At 39.9% G+C, this 18171-nt stretch carries 15 protein-coding genes; 12 read left to right on the top strand and 3 right to left on the bottom strand.

The window, feature by feature from the left end:
- Nucleotides 1–51: 51 nt before the first annotated feature.
- The 7 genes from hprK to IGJ19_RS09900 all read left to right on the top strand — a co-directional run bounded on the left by hprK (nucleotide 52) and on the right by IGJ19_RS09900 (nucleotide 5504).
- Nucleotides 52–990: an HPr(Ser) kinase/phosphatase gene (gene hprK / locus IGJ19_RS09930; RefSeq protein ID WP_010734928.1), complete on the top strand. Its 939-nt coding sequence runs from the start codon at nucleotides 52–54 to the stop codon at nucleotides 988–990.
- A gap of 14 nt (nucleotides 991–1004) precedes the next feature.
- Complete coding sequence (gene lgt, locus IGJ19_RS09925; protein ID WP_086334954.1) at nucleotides 1005–1835, top strand: prolipoprotein diacylglyceryl transferase; 831 nt, start codon at nucleotides 1005–1007, stop codon at nucleotides 1833–1835.
- A gap of 43 nt (nucleotides 1836–1878) precedes the next feature.
- Complete coding sequence (locus tag IGJ19_RS09920) at nucleotides 1879–2892, top strand: NAD(P)H-dependent glycerol-3-phosphate dehydrogenase (RefSeq protein WP_071866767.1); 1014 nt, start codon at nucleotides 1879–1881, stop codon at nucleotides 2890–2892.
- Nucleotides 2893–2914: 22 nt separating this feature from the next.
- The gene (gene galU, locus IGJ19_RS09915; protein ID WP_010734931.1) at nucleotides 2915–3847 is read left to right on the top strand and encodes a UTP--glucose-1-phosphate uridylyltransferase GalU; all 933 of its coding nucleotides are present in this window, start codon (nucleotides 2915–2917) and stop codon (nucleotides 3845–3847) included.
- A gap of 124 nt (nucleotides 3848–3971) precedes the next feature.
- On the top strand, nucleotides 3972–4415 hold the full coding sequence (locus tag IGJ19_RS09910; protein WP_010734932.1) for a DUF948 domain-containing protein: 444 nt from the start codon (nucleotides 3972–3974) through the stop codon (nucleotides 4413–4415).
- Nucleotides 4416–4417: 2 nt separating this feature from the next.
- The gene (locus IGJ19_RS09905; RefSeq protein WP_019724317.1) at nucleotides 4418–4981 is read left to right on the top strand and encodes a YtxH domain-containing protein; all 564 of its coding nucleotides are present in this window, start codon (nucleotides 4418–4420) and stop codon (nucleotides 4979–4981) included.
- Nucleotides 4982–5075: 94 nt separating this feature from the next.
- Nucleotides 5076–5504, top strand: a complete 429-nt coding sequence (locus IGJ19_RS09900) for a GNAT family N-acetyltransferase (RefSeq protein ID WP_260697667.1) — start codon at nucleotides 5076–5078, stop codon at nucleotides 5502–5504.
- Nucleotides 5505–5859: 355 nt separating this feature from the next.
- Here IGJ19_RS09900 and IGJ19_RS09895 read toward each other — a convergent pair whose 3' ends face one another.
- On the bottom strand, nucleotides 5860–6963 hold the full coding sequence (locus tag IGJ19_RS09895) for an aminopeptidase P family protein (protein ID WP_104776165.1): 1104 nt from the start codon (nucleotides 6961–6963) through the stop codon (nucleotides 5860–5862).
- A 213-nt stretch (nucleotides 6964–7176) separates the two neighbouring features.
- On the opposite strand from IGJ19_RS09895, the gene ccpA reads away from it, so the two are divergent.
- The gene (gene ccpA, locus IGJ19_RS09890) at nucleotides 7177–8178 is read left to right on the top strand and encodes a catabolite control protein A (protein WP_023520019.1); all 1002 of its coding nucleotides are present in this window, start codon (nucleotides 7177–7179) and stop codon (nucleotides 8176–8178) included.
- A 223-nt stretch (nucleotides 8179–8401) separates the two neighbouring features.
- Here the strand turns inward: ccpA and IGJ19_RS09885 are convergent, their stop codons facing one another.
- Nucleotides 8402–10747: a transglycosylase domain-containing protein gene (locus tag IGJ19_RS09885; RefSeq protein WP_074799543.1), complete on the bottom strand. Its 2346-nt coding sequence runs from the start codon at nucleotides 10745–10747 to the stop codon at nucleotides 8402–8404.
- A 261-nt stretch (nucleotides 10748–11008) separates the two neighbouring features.
- Between IGJ19_RS09885 and IGJ19_RS09880 the strand changes: the two genes are divergently transcribed.
- Complete coding sequence (locus IGJ19_RS09880; RefSeq protein ID WP_019723118.1) at nucleotides 11009–11908, top strand: deoxyribonuclease IV; 900 nt, start codon at nucleotides 11009–11011, stop codon at nucleotides 11906–11908.
- 106 nt (nucleotides 11909–12014) lie between these two features.
- Here IGJ19_RS09880 and IGJ19_RS09875 read toward each other — a convergent pair whose 3' ends face one another.
- Complete coding sequence (locus IGJ19_RS09875; RefSeq protein WP_023520012.1) at nucleotides 12015–13577, bottom strand: Nramp family divalent metal transporter; 1563 nt, start codon at nucleotides 13575–13577, stop codon at nucleotides 12015–12017.
- Between the two features lie 244 nt (nucleotides 13578–13821).
- Here IGJ19_RS09875 and IGJ19_RS09870 point away from each other — a divergent pair, with 244 nt between their 5' ends.
- The 3 genes from IGJ19_RS09870 (at nucleotide 13822) to IGJ19_RS09860 (ending at nucleotide 17790) form a co-directional block, all read left to right on the top strand.
- On the top strand, nucleotides 13822–14046 hold the full coding sequence (locus IGJ19_RS09870) for a YneF family protein (RefSeq protein ID WP_010734944.1): 225 nt from the start codon (nucleotides 13822–13824) through the stop codon (nucleotides 14044–14046).
- Between the two features lie 214 nt (nucleotides 14047–14260).
- Nucleotides 14261–16012, top strand: coding sequence for an ABC transporter ATP-binding protein (locus IGJ19_RS09865; RefSeq protein WP_086334950.1), 1752 nt, complete (start codon nucleotides 14261–14263; stop codon nucleotides 16010–16012).
- Complete coding sequence (locus tag IGJ19_RS09860) at nucleotides 16012–17790, top strand: ABC transporter ATP-binding protein (protein WP_071866771.1); 1779 nt, start codon at nucleotides 16012–16014, stop codon at nucleotides 17788–17790. Before IGJ19_RS09865 ends, IGJ19_RS09860 begins: the two co-directional genes overlap by 1 nt.
- The last annotated feature ends 381 nt before the right edge of the window (nucleotides 17791–18171 follow it).

Genomic DNA, 18171 nt, shown 5'->3' with positions numbered 1-18171 from the left:
GATAGAATGATAAAATAAAAGAGAACAGTTTAATAGAAATGAGGTATACGAATGGCAGAAATGGTAAAAGTTAGCCAATTAGTAGAAAAACTATCATTAGAAATCGTCACTGGTGACGAACAAAGTTTAAATCGTGTCATCGTAACTGGTGATATCTCCAGACCTGGACTGGAATTGACCGGTTATTTTAATTATTATTCTCATGATCGACTACAATTATTTGGAAGCAAAGAAATCAGCTTCGCAGAGCGGATGATGCCAGAAGAGCGTTTGATGATCATGCGTCGTTTATGCAGTGAAGACATGCCAGCCTTTATCATCTCTAGAGGTTTAGCTGCACCGGAAGAAATGATTCAAGCTGCGAATGAACATGGCATGGCTGTCTTGAGGTCGCCGATCTCAACCTCACGTTTACTTGGTGAATTATCGAGTTATTTAGATGGACGATTAGCACCTAGGACAAGTGTTCACGGCGTCTTAGTCGATGTCTATGGATTAGGTGTCTTGATCCAAGGAGATAGTGGGATCGGTAAAAGTGAAACAGCATTAGAACTGATCAAAAGAGGCCACCGATTGATTGCAGATGATCGAGTGGATGTATATCAACAAGATGAGCTAACCGTTATTGGTGAACCACCGAAAATCCTTGAACATCTGATTGAGATTCGCGGAATCGGGATCATTGATGTGATGAATCTTTTTGGTGCCAGTGCAGTCAGAGGATCGATGCAAGTCCAATTAGCTGTCTACTTAGAAGCTTGGGCAAAAGAGAAAAAATACGATCGCTTAGGGTCTGAAGATACTTCTGTTGAAATTGCGGAAGTAGGTATTCCGCAAATCAAAATACCTGTGAAAACTGGACGAAATGTCGCGATCATCATTGAAGTTGCTGCGATGAATTTCCGTGCGAAAACGATGGGATTCGATGCAACGAAGACATTTGAAGAAAGATTGAGCCGTTTGATCGAAGAAAATTCAAACGGACAATAGCTAGGAGTGAAAGTATGATTGCACAAATCAATCGGGTCGCTTTTGACCTTTTAGGCGTTCCTATTTACTGGTACGCATTGATCATTGTTTCAGGCATTATCATCGCCATGTGGTTAAGTAGTCGAGAAGCAGTAAGAGTAGGAATGAAAGCAGAAGACGTCACTGACTTTATGTTATGGGGATTACCGCTATCGATCATTGGCGCACGCTTGTATTACATCTTGTTCGATTTACCACAGTATATTGCAAATCCGATCCAAATATTCAATATCCGTTCAGGCGGACTAGCGATTTATGGTGGTCTGATTGCAGGAGGTATCACATTATATTTTTACACGAAATATCACTTCATTGATGTCTGGACGTTCTTGGACATTGCTGCACCTAGTGTTTTATTAGCACAAGCAATTGGGCGCTGGGGAAATTTCATGAACCATGAAGCATTTGGACCAGATACAACAAGGAGTTTCTTAGAAAGTCTATATTTACCGAATTTTATTATTGATAATATGTATATCGATGGGATCTATCGACAGCCAACTTTCCTTTATGAATCGGTGTGGAGCCTTATTGGCGTGATCATCCTCTTATCACTACGGAAAAAAACGCATCTTTTGAAAAAAGGGGAAATCGCACTGATTTACTTGATATGGTATAGTTTTGGTCGTTTCTTCATCGAAGGAATGAGAACGGATAGTCTTTACCTTTTAGATACGATCCGTGTGTCACAGCTTTTATCTGCTGTGCTATTCATTGGAGCAATCGTTCTATTCATCTGGCGTCGGAAAAAAGGCAACTTACCAGATTACGACCGATCTTTAGGCAAAAATCAATTCATTATCTAAAGTCCAAGTCGAAAAAAATGAAAAAATTTGCAGGAGTGGTAAAATGAAATATAGGGTAGCGGTTTTAGGTGCTGGCTCGTGGGGAACAGCATTAGCACAAGTGCTTGCTGAAAATGGTCATGACGTTCGACTCTGGAGTCACCGTGCTTCACAGGTTAATGAAATCAACCAAAAGCATACCAATGAGCGTTATTTACCAAAACACCAATTACCCAAAATGATCATCGCATATTCGGACATGGCGAAGGCTGTTTCTGATGTAGATGCTGTTTTGTTCGTAGTACCGACTAAGGCGATTCGTTCTGTATGTCAAGAACTCGTTGAGGTCTTACAAACAAAACCAGTGATCATCCATGCAAGTAAAGGCTTAGAACAAGGAACACACAAGCGGATCTCAGAAGTCCTAGCAGAAGAGATCCCAGCAGAAAAGAGACAAGCAATCGCTGTTTTATCGGGTCCAAGTCATGCAGAAGAAGTGGCTCGTCACGATATTACGACGATCACTGCTGCGAGTACGGAGGCAGATGCTGCTAAATTTGTTCAAACACTATTTTTGAATCATTATTTCCGAATCTATACGAATCCTGATGTCATTGGGGTTGAAATGGGTGCCGCTTTAAAAAACATTATTGCAATCGGTGCAGGTGCAATCCATGGCTTAGGGTTTGGGGACAATGCAAAGGCAGCTATCATGACAAGAGGATTAGCAGAAATCAGCCGGTTAGGTGTTGCTATGGGAGCAAACCCGTTGACCTTCATCGGACTGAGCGGTGTCGGTGATTTGATTGTCACTTGTACAAGTATCCACTCGAGAAATTGGCGTACCGGTAATCTGCTTGGACAAGGCCATGAATTAAGCGAAGTCTTGGATAATATGGGCATGGTCGTGGAAGGTGTCCAGACGACACGTGCCGCTAAAGAGTTAGCTGAGACCATGGGGATCGAGATGCCGATCACTCAAACGATTTATGAAGTGCTATATGAGCACAAGAACATAAATGAAGCAGCGACAGAGATCATGTTGCGCGATGGTAAAAAAGAGAATGAATTTCACTAACATTTTTAAGGGAGAGAAAAAAATGAAAGTAAAAAAAGCAGTGATTCCAGCAGCAGGTTTAGGAACAAGATTTTTACCTGCAACAAAAGCGATGGCAAAAGAAATGTTGCCAATCGTTGATAAACCAACGATTCAATTTATCGTAGAAGAAGCGTTAAAATCAGGGATTGAAGACATTTTGATCGTGACAGGGAAAGCAAAACGCCCAATTGAAGATCACTTTGACTCAAATATCGAATTAGAAACGAACTTAGGCGAAAAAGGAAAAACTGAATTACTGAAATTAGTAGAAGAAACAACGGATGTAAACCTTCATTTTATTCGTCAATCACATCCTAAAGGGTTAGGACACGCGGTTTTACAAGCAAGAGCATTTATCGGCAATGAACCGTTTGTTGTCATGTTAGGCGATGACATCATGGAAGATGAAATCCCATTGACACAACAACTGATCGACGATTATGAGCGTACACATGCTTCAACGATCGCCGTGATGCAAGTACCACACAAAGATACATCTAAATATGGAATCATCAATCCAGGGGAAGAATTAGAAGACGGCTTATTCAATGTCAAAGATTTTGTTGAAAAGCCTGAACCAAGTAAAGCACCAAGTGATTTAGCAATTATTGGACGCTATTTATTGACACCCGAGATCTTTGATGTCTTAGCAGAGCAAAAACCAGGTGCAGGTAATGAGATCCAATTGACCGATGCAATCGATACATTGAATAAGACACAACGCGTATTCGCACGTAAATTTACGGGAAAACGTTATGATGTCGGCGACAAATTTGGTTTTATGAAAACAAGCATCGAATATGGATTGACACATCCAGAAGTGGGTGGACCATTAAGAGAATACATTCTATCATTAGGCAAGTCTTTAGCAGCAGAGACGCCTTCATCTTTCAATCAATCAACAGAAACTTCTGAACCAACTAACAAAAAGTAAACAAGCGAGATGCTTCAGCTGCTGATCAAAATGTAGGTAGTTGAAGCTTTTTGCTATTTTTTATTTGTTTAAAAAATATGAAAATGCTATCCTTATAGCAAGAAGAGGAGAAGGAGGCTTGATTATGACAGTTGGAGAAATTGCTGGCTTGATTGCAGCAATTGCTTTTGCAATACTTGTGGTCTTTCTAGTACGTGTATTGATTCGATTAGCAAAAACGATTGAAAAAGCAGAACAAACAGTAACAGAAGCAAACACAACGATTGAAGTCGTTACCAAAGATGTTGATCTTTTATCGAGACAAGTCGAAGGCTTGTTAGTGAAAAGCAACGAATTGTTGAATGATATCAACGGAAAAGTAGCAACGATCGATCCTTTATTTACAGCTGTCGCTGATTTGAGCGAGAGTGTATCAGAATTGAATTCTTCAAGCAAACACATCGTTACAAAAGTTGGTGGCATTGGTAAAACAACAGCAAAAGCAACTGTTGCCAGCAAAGTCGGTGGGACTGCAGTGAAATTCTTTAAACATAAAAAACCAACAACAGATACGACAGGAGGAAAATAATCATGGCAAAAAAAGGTGGATTTTTACTAGGTGCAGTGATTGGTGGTACAGCCGCAGCAGTGGCAGCATTGCTACTTGCACCAAAATCAGGTAAAGAATTACGTGATGAATTAGCAGCACAAGCGGATGATTTTCTAGATATGGCTTCTGATTATACAGAGATGGCAAAAGAAAAATCAACTGAATTGACAAGTATCGCAAAAGACAAAGCGCATGATCTTTCACAACAAGCAGGCGATTTAGCTGGTAATGTCAAACAAACAGTCTCAGACGCAACAGCCGACGCAGGAGACGAATCAGAAGATATTTTAGTGACATTGAAAGAGCAATCAGCTGATTTATCTGATCGTTTCAAAAAATCAGCTGCTGATTTAGGCGACACAGCAGCTGCTGCGAAAGAAGACATCATGATCGACATCAAAGATACAGCAGACCAAGCAGGTAGTACTGTAAAAGAAGGCATTGACGAAGCTAAACCAGTAGCTGAAGATGCAAAAATCTTGTCTGAGATGGCAAAAGAAGATGCAGCTACTGCGAAAGAAGATCTAAAAGATACATTTAAATAAGCAACACTAAAAAGTGAGCAAGAAAAGGCACGATCAGGAAACAACCTGATTCGTGTCCTTTTTTCTCTAATCTTACGTGGAGAGGATATTGTAAATGATTGAGATCAAGAAAAGCGATTCCGAAGAAACAGAAAAGAAAATCATTGGTCTGCTGAACGAACAATATATGCAATCATTTTCTACAAATGAACATTTAACAACTCAAACCATTTCAATCAGTGCATCTAAGGATGATAAGTGGATCGGTGGCGCAGTGGCATCTTTATTTGGAAATAACTTGCATCTATCATTACTCGCCGTAGATCAATCGTACCGTCACGAAGGCATCGGATCGCGATTAATAGAAGCGGTTCAACAAACAGCTTTGGAAAACCAGTGTTTGTATATGACCGTCAATACGCAAGATTATCAAGCTCGAGAGTTCTACGAAAGGCATGGCTTTGAAGTGTTTGCTTCGGTGGAAAATATGCCTTTTGTTGGCACAACAAAATTCTATTTAAAGCAACAAATAGCAAATGAATAGGTATCAACAACTAACGGATATCAGAAAAAGCAACTAAAAAAATAAGCGATAACCCGAAAATAGTTTCTACTTTGGGGTGATCGCTTATTTACAGGTCAAAACGCTTCTTTCACAACCTTGATAAACGGTGTTCGAAAGCCAGCTCCTTCAATATTAAGTCAAAACTTGAAAAAATATGAGAAGCTATTTTCTCAAGTTCTGTCTTAATACTCGGAGCAGAACGGCTTTCTCACAACCTCGATGAACGGTGTTCAAGAAGCAACACTTCAATAATAAGCCAAAACCATCAAAAATGAAAAAGCCATTTTCGATGGTTCGGTCTTATTACTCAGTGCTGAACGCTTCTTTCACAACCTTACTCCACCACTAATAATTCTTTTGGTGTTGTTGTAAATGGGATACAACCGTCACTTGTGACATAGACGCAATCTTCGATTCTTACGCCTACTTGATCAGGGATATAAATACCTGGTTCTAATGAGAAGCACATGCCTTCTTCGATCACTAGATCATTGCCTGCCACTAGTGAGGGATATTCATGAACCGTTGTACCAATACCATGACCTAGACGATGATTGAAGTATTCACCGTAGCCGTAGCTTTCAATGACGTTACGTGCGACTTGATCAAGTTCAGCGGCTGTGACGCCTGGACGAACAGCTTCTTGAGCTGCTAATTGGGCTTCAAGCGTGATTTGGTAGATTTTCTCTTGAAATTCTGTCGGTTTTTGGAAGGCAACTGTTCGTGTCGCATCACTACAATAGCCATCCCATACGACACCTAGATCGAACAAGACAAGTTCATTTGGTTGGATCGTGGTACTTCCAGGTGTTCCATGAGGGCTTGCTGCATTTGTCCCCGCTAAAACTAGCGTGTCAAAAGACATTTGAGATACCCCTTGTTTTTTTAGTTGATATTCGATTTCAGCAATAATTGCTTGTTCCGTTACGCCTTCTTTGATGGAGCGAAAACCAATTTCAAAAGCTACATCTGCCCATTTTCCTGCCGCAATCAATTGCTCTTTTTCTTTTGTTGTTTTGATTAATTGCAGACGTTGGATGACTGGAGTCAGGTCAGCAAATCGGACACTGCTTGTCATTTGTTGCGATAACGCGTCAAAGCGATCAACCGTCAACGCATTTTTTTCGATCCCGATCGTTTTTATTTGTGGATAACGGGTGCGGATCTCTTGCCCGATCAATAGCCAAGGATCTTCACTATCAAGATAACCTCGGACATCATAGGCCCAAGGACTATTTTGTGCATCTTCTACTTCTAGCGCTGGTGTAAACAAGAAAGGATCTTGATCAAGTGGAAGAAATAGAGCTAGTACACGTTCGTGGGGTTCACTTTCATAACCAGCAAAATAGGCGATATGACCTGGATCACTGATATAAGCAAGGTCGATTTCTTTTTGAGCCATCCATTGGCGTAATTCATTGATTTTTTCAAGATTCATTTGGACATCCTTCTTTCGCATTTATGGCATGTTTCGATAATTCATTGTACCACTCTTGTAAAAAAAGACCAATTGACTAAAAGTGAAAAAGGTGATTTTTTTCATGAAAACGCTAGTAAAACGGTTGCAATTTCTGTCAATCTTTGATATCCTGTTTTAGAAATGTAAATCGTATTTTCAGAAAAGATATAAAAACAGAATAGGAGAACAACGATGGAAAAACAAACTATCACTATTTATGACGTAGCGAGAGAGGCAAATGTTTCGATGGCTACTGTTTCACGTGTTGTCAATGGGAATCCAAATGTAAAACCAGCTACAAGAAAAAAAGTATTGGAAGTCATTGACCGCTTAGATTATCGACCAAATGCTGTAGCTCGTGGTCTTGCAAGTAAAAAAACAACGACGGTTGGGGTCATCATCCCAGATGTCAGCAATATGTTCTTTGCTTCATTAGCACGTGGGATCGATGATGTGGCAACGATGTACAAATATAATATCATTTTGGCAAATTCAGACGGAAATGACCAAAAAGAAGTCAACGTACTGAACAATCTTTTAGCCAAACAAGTTGACGGTGTGATTTTCATGGGGCATCATATCACAGATGAAATCCGTGGCGAATTCTCACGTTCAAAAACTCCAGTTGTTTTAGCTGGTTCGATCGATCCAGACGAACAAGTAGGAAGTGTCAATATCGACTATACTTCAGCGACAAAAGATGCAGTAACTAAATTAGCTAAAAACGGCAATAAAAAAATTGCCTTTGTGAGTGGTGCATTGATTGACCCGATCAATGGCCAAAACCGTTTGAAAGGCTACAAAGAAGCGTTGAAAGAAAACGGACTGACTTATAGTGAAGGTTTGATCTTTGAATCAAGCTATAATTTTAGAGATGGCTTGTCATTAGTAGAACGTATCCACAATAGTGGAGCAACTGCTGTTTATGTAACGGATGATGAACTAGCAATCGGTATTTTAGATGGCTTGATTGACCGTGGTGTCAAAGTACCAGAAGAATTTGAGATCATCACAAGCAACAACTCTTTATTGACTGAAGTTGCTCGCCCACGCTTGACAAGTATTACGCAACCATTATATGACTTAGGTGCGGTATCAATGCGTCTATTGACAAAAATGATGAACAAAGAAGAAGTAGAAGAAAAAACAATCATCTTACCATATGGAATTGAAGAAAAAGGTTCAACGAAATAAATCGATTGGGAGAAACATCAAGCGATTGATCGAATAAAACGATAACTAAAAGTAGCTGAAATGACAAAGAATAGTCGTTTTAGCTACTTTTTTGTGGAAATAGCAGGGTCAATGCTTCACCAAAGACAAGTAAAAACGTATAAAAAATGAGCCTGATCTTGATATCATTTATCAAGACCAGACTCATTTTTTTGAAAAAGAATAGTGGACTCAGATTGTTTTATTAATCGTCGTCTTTGTCATCCTCTTTGTTCTGGGGATTCTCACGTTCGAATGTTCCGACAGTGTTCCAGTAATCTTTATAATTTTCATCTGTTCCACCTACACCAAATTTAAAGGTGCTTTTCTCAGGACCATTTTTTGCCCAAAGAGACTCGACAGTTTTGCTAGGTGTATTGATCGATCTTCGGTCAACGGTCACTTTTCCAGGTAATTGTCCTGTAAAGGCAGAAACGTCTTCTTTCTTCACATCAGAAGCAAGTGTGAATTTCTGATCGGTACCAAAAATCGTTGGGTTTACTTGATACACTTGATTGATCAAGTTGGCTAAATATTTGGATGAACGCAATCTTGCTTGGGCATCCATTCCGGTATTATCATCGTGTCCTGCCCAACTACTGATCGTGACAGATGGTGTAGAGACAACCAACCATGAATCTCGGTAATCATTCGTTGAACCAGTTTTACCGATCCAGTCTGCTTGGCCTAAGCTACCATTGAGACTAGTGATATCATCTTTGAATGGTGTGGTGATTTTTTCATTGATAACGCTACGCAACATATCATTGACGATCGAAGCTGCGGCTTCGGAAAAGACACGCACTGGTTTAACTTCGTGTTGATAAATAACATTTCCATCATTATCAGTGATCGCATCAATGATATATGCTTGCTGGAATTCGCCATTATTTGCTAATGCCTGGAAGCCATTGGTTTGTTGAAGAGTAGTGACATCGACTGTTCCCAGTGGTGCCGATTCAACGCCCCAGTTGGCATTCGCGGGATAGTTCATTTTTGCTAGATATGTCTCATAGGCGTATTGTTTTGATCCGCCATTGTTCAAAACATCTTGATATAAATGGTAAGCAGGGATATTGTTCGACCATTCCAATGATTCACGAATCGTTTGGAAAGTATTTGAGCCTTTATTCGTCGCATTGACGATGTCTTCACCGGCATTTGCGCCTTCTTGCCAAGTGGTTGCATAGTCAGAAACACGTGATTCTGAACCAACTAAGCCCATATCGATCGCTGGGCCATAAACCAACATCGGCTTGATCGATGAACCGGCTTGTCTTTGAGTATCAAAGGCATGATTATTTTGGTTCAGCGCATAATTACGACCACCGACAAATCCATAAACTCGCCCGGTTTTATTATCCATCAGAACATTACCGGTCTCAACAGGCGTGCCTTTCCCGTCATCAAGTAAGTAACCATAATTGGCAACACCTGCTTGCATCGCATCATAGATGCCTTTATCGATCGTTGAATGAATCGTGTAGCCTTGATTTTGGATCGTTTGTTCTGCACGTTGATAGTAGGCATTGTAGACGTCTGTATCGGATAGATCTGCGTTATCTTTTTCTCCCAATTGTCTAGCAATGATATCGGTCGCGGCATTCATGACCGTGTAATATAAGAAGTCACGGTCAGTTTGTTCTGCCACTTGTTGACCTAAGAAATCTTTTGTTAAGTCATAGGCTTTTGCTTCTTCATATTGTTCTTTTGTGATTTGGTGTTCACGATACATGCTAAATAGCACGATGTCTTTTCTTTCTAAGCCGGCAGTAAGGTCTTCTTTCAATGCACCTGTATTGGTATAAGGGCTATAGGTGATCGGACTTTGTGGCAAACCTGCGATAAATGCGGCTTGTGGTAAGGATAAATCGCTCGCATTGACACCGAAGATCCCTTGCGCAGCTTCTTGGACACCGGCAATATTTTGGCCTTTATTGTTTCTTCCGAAAGGCGAAACATTTAAATAAGTGGAGATGATTTCGTCTTTGGTAAAATGTTTCTCGACTTGAGCAGCTAATAAAATCTCATTTGCTTTACGCTTAAAGGTTGTTTCATCGGTCAAAATCTGTTGCTTGACTAACTGCTGTGTCAGCGTTGATCCTCCAGATGAGCCGATCCCAGTTGCTTCAGAGAAAAGTGCTCGGATCACCGCTTTAGGAACATAGCCTTTATGTTCTTCAAAATATTCATCTTCTGTGCTGATGATCGCAGATTTTAAATAAGGTGACATTTGATCTGAAGGTACAGTAGTCCGCATCAAATCAGTTTGGATCGTCGAGATCTCTGTATTATCGGCATAAACAAGTTTTGATGTTTCGGTTATATTGCCTAACTCAGATTGTAACTCAGATTTGGAAGGTAGCTTTGTATCTTCAACTAGATACGCAAAATAGCCGGCACCGACTCCCACACCTAATGCAGCGAATAGAATGATAAGAACCATGATAAAAACGGTTAATGATTGAAAAACGCGAAAAATGACCTTAGGAACAAACCACTTTTCTTTTGTTCGTCGTGCTTGTTTTCTTCGTGTATTATTACGTGGCAAAGGTTTCACCTCAACTAATGGTTTTATTTCGCTAATTATAGCAAATAATAGAACAAAAAAACAGACATGGCTTTTTTTGTGTCTTTTTTGACCTTTGGTTTGGAGAAAACATTAAAAATTCCTCTAGTTATTTTGTATCTGTTCGGATCATTGGACAGATTTCAAACTTTTCTTTCAAATCCGTTTCAGTTAAGATAAAAGGAGAGTGAACAAATCCATTCACTGAGTGACTAGCCGAGAAGGCTTTATAGGAGGAGTACGATGTTATTAGGTTCACATGTCAGTATGAGCGGTAAAAAGATGTTACTAGGTGCAGCAGAAGAAGCAGCCAGCTATGGTGCTTCTACCTTTATGATCTATACGGGCGCACCACAAAATACCCGTAGAAAACCAATTGAAGAAATGAATATTGAAGCTGGAAAACAATATATGGAAGAAAATGGACTGAAAAATATAGTGGTCCATGCACCGTATATCATTAATTTAGGAAATACAACGAAACCAGAGATGTTTCCTTTTGCTGTGCAGTTTTTAAGAGAAGAAATCGTTCGAGCGGAAGCATTAGGAGCAACTCAGATCACATTGCATCCAGGCGCACATGTCGGTGCTGGAGCAGAGGCAGGGATCGCAAGGATCATTGAAGGGCTAAATGAAGTCTTGACGAAAGAACAGACCGCACAAATCGCCTTAGAGACAATGGCAGGAAAAGGTACAGAGATCGGCAGAACGTTCGAAGAGTTGGCACAGATCATTGATGGGGTGACATTGAATGAAAAGCTATCAGTCACCTTTGACACGTGCCACACGAACGATGCCGGCTATGATGTAGCGAATGATTTTTATGGCGTGATTGAAACGTTTGATAAAGTGATTGGTTTAGATCGCTTAAAAGTACTACACATCAATGATTCCAAAAATCCACAAGGTTCACATAAAGACCGCCACGCCAATATCGGCTTTGGTACGATCGGTTTTGATGCATTGAATAAAATCGTCCATGAACCAATGTTCAAAGATGTTTCAAAGATTCTTGAAACACCATATGTCGGAAAAGATAAAAAATTGGCTTATGCCCCTTATGGGAAAGAAATCGCGATGTTCAAAGCTGAAACCTTTGATCCAGAAGTATTTCCAGAATTATTAGTAGATGTAGAAGCCTGAATAATCTGTAAAGGTTATTAGATAAAGAAAAAAGCCTAGATCACAAAAATATGTAAAAATATTTTTTGTTCATCTAAGCTTTTTTTGTTTAGTTTAAAACCTTTGATCAAGACAACTCTTGTAAACGTTGTTCATAGCGTTTATTTCCCTTATAAAGATCAACGATCGTCCAAGCGAGTAAGGCGAGAACTGCAACGATGATGATGTAAGCGATCCGATCAGCAAGGGCGATTGACGCAGTGGAAGCTTGATCACCAAAGAAAGCTTCGATTTGTCCTGGGAGTCCGCGCAAGTTTAAATACGTCAAACTGATGACAGAAAACCAACCAAGTATTTTGACAATCAGTGAATTTTTGAAACGGGCGCCCATTTCTGCTTGACTGTTGGTCATCATCAATAAAGGAATCATTGAAAAAGGTAAGGCAAAAGCTAAGAATACTTGGGACTCATTCATTAGATTGTTCAGCGCTGTATGTTCTTCGATCGTACCTTTGGAGCTAGTGAACAAGACACAAAGTAGTACTGGAATGACGGACAATAGTCGAGTTACTAAACGGCGTAACCAGATCGGCATGCGCATATGGATAAAGCCTTCCATAATGACTTGTCCAGTCAATGTACCGGTAATCGTTGAATTTTGACCAGAAGCAAGCAGTGCTACTGCAAATAAGGTTGATAAAATGCCTGATTTTGCTACGGCGATCAAGACGCCGTTACTCATCGCAGATGGATCGGAAAGTGCTTCATACAAACCAAAGAAAGAGGGATCTTGAACTGCACCAGTTTTAAAGACGGCAACCCCCATGATCAAAAGAAGTGCATTGACAACGAAAGCCATCGTTAATTGGATATTGGAATCCCATGTCGAGAAACGAACCGCTCTTGCAATATCTTCTGGATCTTTTCGATCGATCTCGCGGGTTTGAGAAACAGCAGAGTGCAAATAGAGATTATGGGGCATCACAGTTGCACCAATGATCCCTAAAGCTCCAGTCAATGGGGTCTCTCCGCCGATTTTTGGTTCTTCAGCAAATGTTTGGCTATTAGGGATAAAGCCTTTGAATAGACTACTCCAGTCAGGATTTGAAAGCGCCACTTGGTAGACAAAGACAAATAGGATAACGAAAATCAAACAGACGACTAATGCTTCGATTTTACGAAAACCGATCTTTGTCAAAAGAAGTAAAACAAATACATCCAAGACAGTAATAAAGACAGCTATTGCCAAAGGAATATCAAATAATAAATATAGAGCGATCGCTGCACCAATGACTTCAGCGATGTCTGTGGCCATGATCGCTAATTCGGTCAAGATCCAAAGAATGACACCTAACGTTTTACTCGTACGAGCACGAATCGCCTGTGCCAGATCCATTTGGCTGACGATCCCAAGTTTGGCAGCCATATATTGTAGTAACATAGCAATCAAGCTGGACATCAGAATAACTGACATCAATAAGTACTGGAAATTTTGCCCACCGGTGATCGATGTTGACCAATTACCTGGGTCCATATAGCCGACTGCTACGAGTGCACCAGGTCCGGAATAGGCTAGTAAGGTGCGAAAGAAACTTTTTCCTTTTGGTACTTTGACCGTACCGTTTACTTCTGAAAGGGATAACCCATTAGTGTGTTCAATCCATTTATGTTTATTTTCGTGATTATTCAAATGAAAACCACCCTTCTATTTCTTTTCGAATTCATTCTACACCCAGAGACGAAAAAATAAAAGAAAAAAATTCGGCTAACCTAAAAATTAAATGTGGCTTACTTTCTAAATGGGTGTATTTGTATAATCATGAAATAAAAATGACTTTTTTTACATATTCTTAAGAAAACGCCTTTCTTTTTTTTGTAAGTTTTAGTAAAATGAATCATTGAGAGCAATTAGGAAAAGGAAAGGAGAGATTTACATGGTATCAAACGGAATCGTTGTACTTATTGCAGTTATTGCATTGTTAATCGGCGCAGTCGGTGGATTCTTTCTTGCGCGTAAATATATGAAAGATTACTTAGAAAAAAATCCTCCCGTTAATGAGGAAATGTTAAGATCAATGATGATGTCTATGGGGCAAAAACCATCTGAAAAGAAAATTCGTCAGATGATGCAACAGATGAAGAACCAAGGGAAGAAGTAGGTTCTTATTCGACAACATCAAAAAGCGGGCTGATTGATTTCAGCTCGCTTTTTTCTTTTTCTTCATTTGAGAAAAGCGCATTCATGCCGATCAACGATTATTTTTTATAAATGGTATGACGATCATATTTTTTCGATTGTGATCAACGATATCTGAGGATGCAATTCAACCTCGGAAATAAATGAAATTTTTAGGAGTTAGAAGGAGGAAATATATGTCGATTTTCAGAAAATTGGGTTGGTTTTTTAAACAAGAGAAAAAGCACTATTTGATTGGCGTATTTTCTTTGTTCGCGGTGGCATTAGTGCAGTTGATCCCACCTAAAGTCATCGGGATCATTATCGATGAAATCGCCGATCAAAACATCTCGATGCAAATCATTGCATTGTGGATAGGCGTATTGATCATTGCGGCCTTTTTGCAATATCTTTTTCGCTATATTTGGCGAATGAACATTTGGGGCAGTGCAGCTAGGCTTGAAAAAGAATTACGCCAGCGTCTATTTGCTCATTTTACGCGAATGGATAGTTTGTTCTATCAAAAATACCGGACGGGTGATTTGATGGCTCATGCAACGAATGATTTGAACGCCATCCAAAATGTAGCTGGTGCAGGAATTTTAACATTTGCAGATTCAGTGATCACTGGAGGCACGACGATCATTGCGATGGTTCTATTCATTGATTGGCGCTTGACATTGATTGCATTGATCCCATTGCCATTATTAGCAGTTACTTCAAGGATCTTAGGCTCAAAATTACATGATGCGTTTCGTGATTCACAAGAAGCCTTTTCAAGTATCAACGATAAAACGCAAGAAAGTATCACAGGTATCAAAGTCATCAAAACATTTGGTCAAGAAAAACAAGACTTGGAAGATTTCCAAGAAAAGATCGATGATGCCATTGAGAAAAATAAGCGAGTAAACTTTTTAGATGCGCTTTTTGATCCATTCATCACATTGATCATTGGCTTGTCATATGTGGCAACCATTATTTTAGGTGGACGTTATGTCTTGGATGGTACGATCTCAATTGGACAGATGGTTTCCTTTATCAGTTATATCGGCATGCTTGTCTGGCCAATGTTTGCGATTGGACGTCTGTTCAATGTACTAGAGAGAGGGAATGCTTCGTATGATCGTGTCAATGAACTATTGCATGAGAAAACACATATCGTCGAAAAAGTAGGAGCAGAAATGACACCAGCAAAAGGTGAGTTGAATGTGGCAATCACACAATTTACCTATCCAGACGATGAACAGCCAGCGTTAGAACACATCAAATTTGCGATCAATGAAGGTGATACGTTAGGTATCGTTGGTAAAACAGGTGCCGGTAAGACGACGATCATCAAATTATTGATGCGTGAGTATGACCATTATCAAGGAGAAATCCAATTTGGCGGACGAACGATCAGAGACTACTCACTAGATGCCTTGTTGCGCTCGATTGGTTATGTGCCACAAGATCATTTCTTGTTTTCGATGACGATCCTAGATAATATTCGCTTCTCCAATCCACAGAAATCACCAGAAGAAGTGGAAGAAGCAGCGGAATTGGCGTATATCAACAAAGAAATCAAAGGACTGCCAGAAGGGTACCAGACAATGGTCGGTGAACGTGGGGTCTCCCTTTCTGGTGGACAGAAGCAACGGTTGTCGATTGCTCGTGCATTGATCCAAAGTCCCGAATTATTGATTTTGGATGACGCATTATCCGCTGTTGATGCTAAGACAGAAGAAGCAATCTTACGGAACCTTAAAGCAGAACGGAAAAACAAAACCACGATCATTGCTGCCCATCGTTTAAGTAGTGTCATGCACGCCAATGAAATCATCGTCATCGATCATGGTCGGATCATTGAACGTGGCACACATCAAGAGTTGTTAGCTCTTGGTGGTTGGTACGAACAAATGTGGCAGAAACAACAATTAGAAGCAAAAATTGAAGGAGGTAGCGAATAATGGAAGATCAATATCAGTCGGAATGGTCAAAATCCATGACCTATAAAGAACAAGCTTCGATCATTAAACGGTTGATGCAATTTGCTAAACCCTTTCGCTCGACATTCATCATTGCGATTTTATTTGCTTTAGTATTATCAGTCATCAATGTGCTATTGCCAAGGATCATCCAAACATTCATGGATGAGCATCTAGCGAAGCAGTCAGCAACGACACAAGTCATCCTTTTCTTTGCAGGGCTTTATCTATTTGGAGTCATCATCAAAAGTATCATCTGGTTTTTCCAATGGTATCTATATTCGATGGCGTCATTGAAGACCTACCAACATATCCGTGTAAAGTTGTTTGAGAAACTGCATACACTAGGAATGCGGTACTTTGACCAAACGCCAGCTGGATCAACTGTTTCTCGTGTGACCAATGACACAGAAACACTGTTTGAATTTTGGTATGTCTTTCTGATGGTTTTAACAGGAATTTTTGCCGTGATTTCTTCATTTATTGCGATGTTTCAAATCAATCAAAAAATCGCGCTATGGTGTCTGATCTTTTTACCGATTTTAGGAGTAGTGATCTGGTATTATCAAAAATTCAGTTCAAGAATCTATCGAAATATGCGTGAACGCTTGAGTCAATTGAACACAAAACTAAATGAATCGATTTCTGGGATGCGGATCATCCAACAATTTCGTCAAGAATCGCGTTTAGCAAAAGAATTTGAGGAAGTCAATGAAGAGTATCTAGCGACTCGCTATGCCATGATCAAGACAAATTCGATTCTTTTGAGTCCAATCATCAGTTTTTTATATGCTTTAGCAATTGCCTTGACTTTGACATTGTTCGGACTCGATGCGTTACATTCACCAGTTGAAGTCGGTTTGATTTTTGCTTTCACCACCTATGTTCAAGGATTCTTTAATCCAATGTCACAAATGATGGACTTCTTGAGTGTCTTTACGGATGGAACAGTCGCAGGTAGCCGTATCTTGAAAATCATGGATACGGAAGAATATGCACCACAGCAAAAGGAATCAGCGGATCGGACGATCACTGCTGGAAAAATCGAATTTCGCAATGTCAGCTTCTCTTATGATGGAAAAAACAATGTATTGAACAATATTTCATTTGTTGCTAATCCAGGAGAAACTGTCGCATTAGTCGGACATACAGGAAGTGGAAAAAGTTCGATCATCAATGTGTTGATGCGTTTTTATGAGTTTTATGAAGGACAGATCTTGATTGATGATCACGACATTCGTGAGTATCCAATTGCTGAATTACGCAATAAAATGGGCCTAGTGTTACAGGATGCGTTCTTATTTTACGGGGATATCGCTGGAAACATCCGAATGATGAATCCTGAGATCACAGATGAACAAATACGTGAAGCCGCTGAGTTTGTCCAAGCGAATCAGTTCATCGAAGACTTACCGAAAGGGTATCATTCAAAAGTGATTGAAAGAGGGGCAAGCTATTCGAGTGGGCAACGCCAATTGATCACGTTTGCTCGAACAATTGTAACGGATCCTAAAATCTTAGTTCTGGATGAAGCAACGGCGAATATCGACACAGAAACAGAAGTGTTGATCCAAGAAGGACTTGCGAAGATGCGTCAAGGTCGGACAACGATTGCTATTGCTCATCGTCTGTCGACGATCCGCGATGCAGAGTTGATCCTCGTATTAGATAAAGGACATATCGTTGAGCGAGGCAACCATGAAACACTATTAGCCGAAGAAGGGCTATACGCAGATATGTACAAATTACAAAGTGAGTAACAGGGAAGAATAAAGGTATCTGTTTTTGAAACACTTGTATCGTAAACCGTGATAAAAATAGTTAGCCTCAACTCATAAGTCTTGAATCCCCAAAAACGTGCCAACTTTTGGGGATCAAGGCTTATTTTTTATGACTTGATTGCCAGCAGTGTGATTCAAATCAAAAAAGTCCATCGGCTATTCTTACTATCCGGTTAATGGCTGTTCTGGGGGAGGGGTAGTTTCCATGTTAACGTGAAAGAATTTTTTTTAGAAATATAGGAATAATACAAAAGAAAGCGTTGACATTTTAAAATTGTTTCGCTACTATGAAGAAAAGAACATACTGTTGGATAGTGATTGCATCACGCAAGCTAAACCTAATCAGTCACCATGAATCGA

This window comes from Enterococcus sp. DIV1368b, from assembly GCF_050529595.1.
Classification (GTDB): domain Bacteria; phylum Bacillota; class Bacilli; order Lactobacillales; family Enterococcaceae; genus Enterococcus_B; species Enterococcus_B mundtii.
This window is presented reverse-complemented; position numbering and strand designations above follow the sequence as displayed.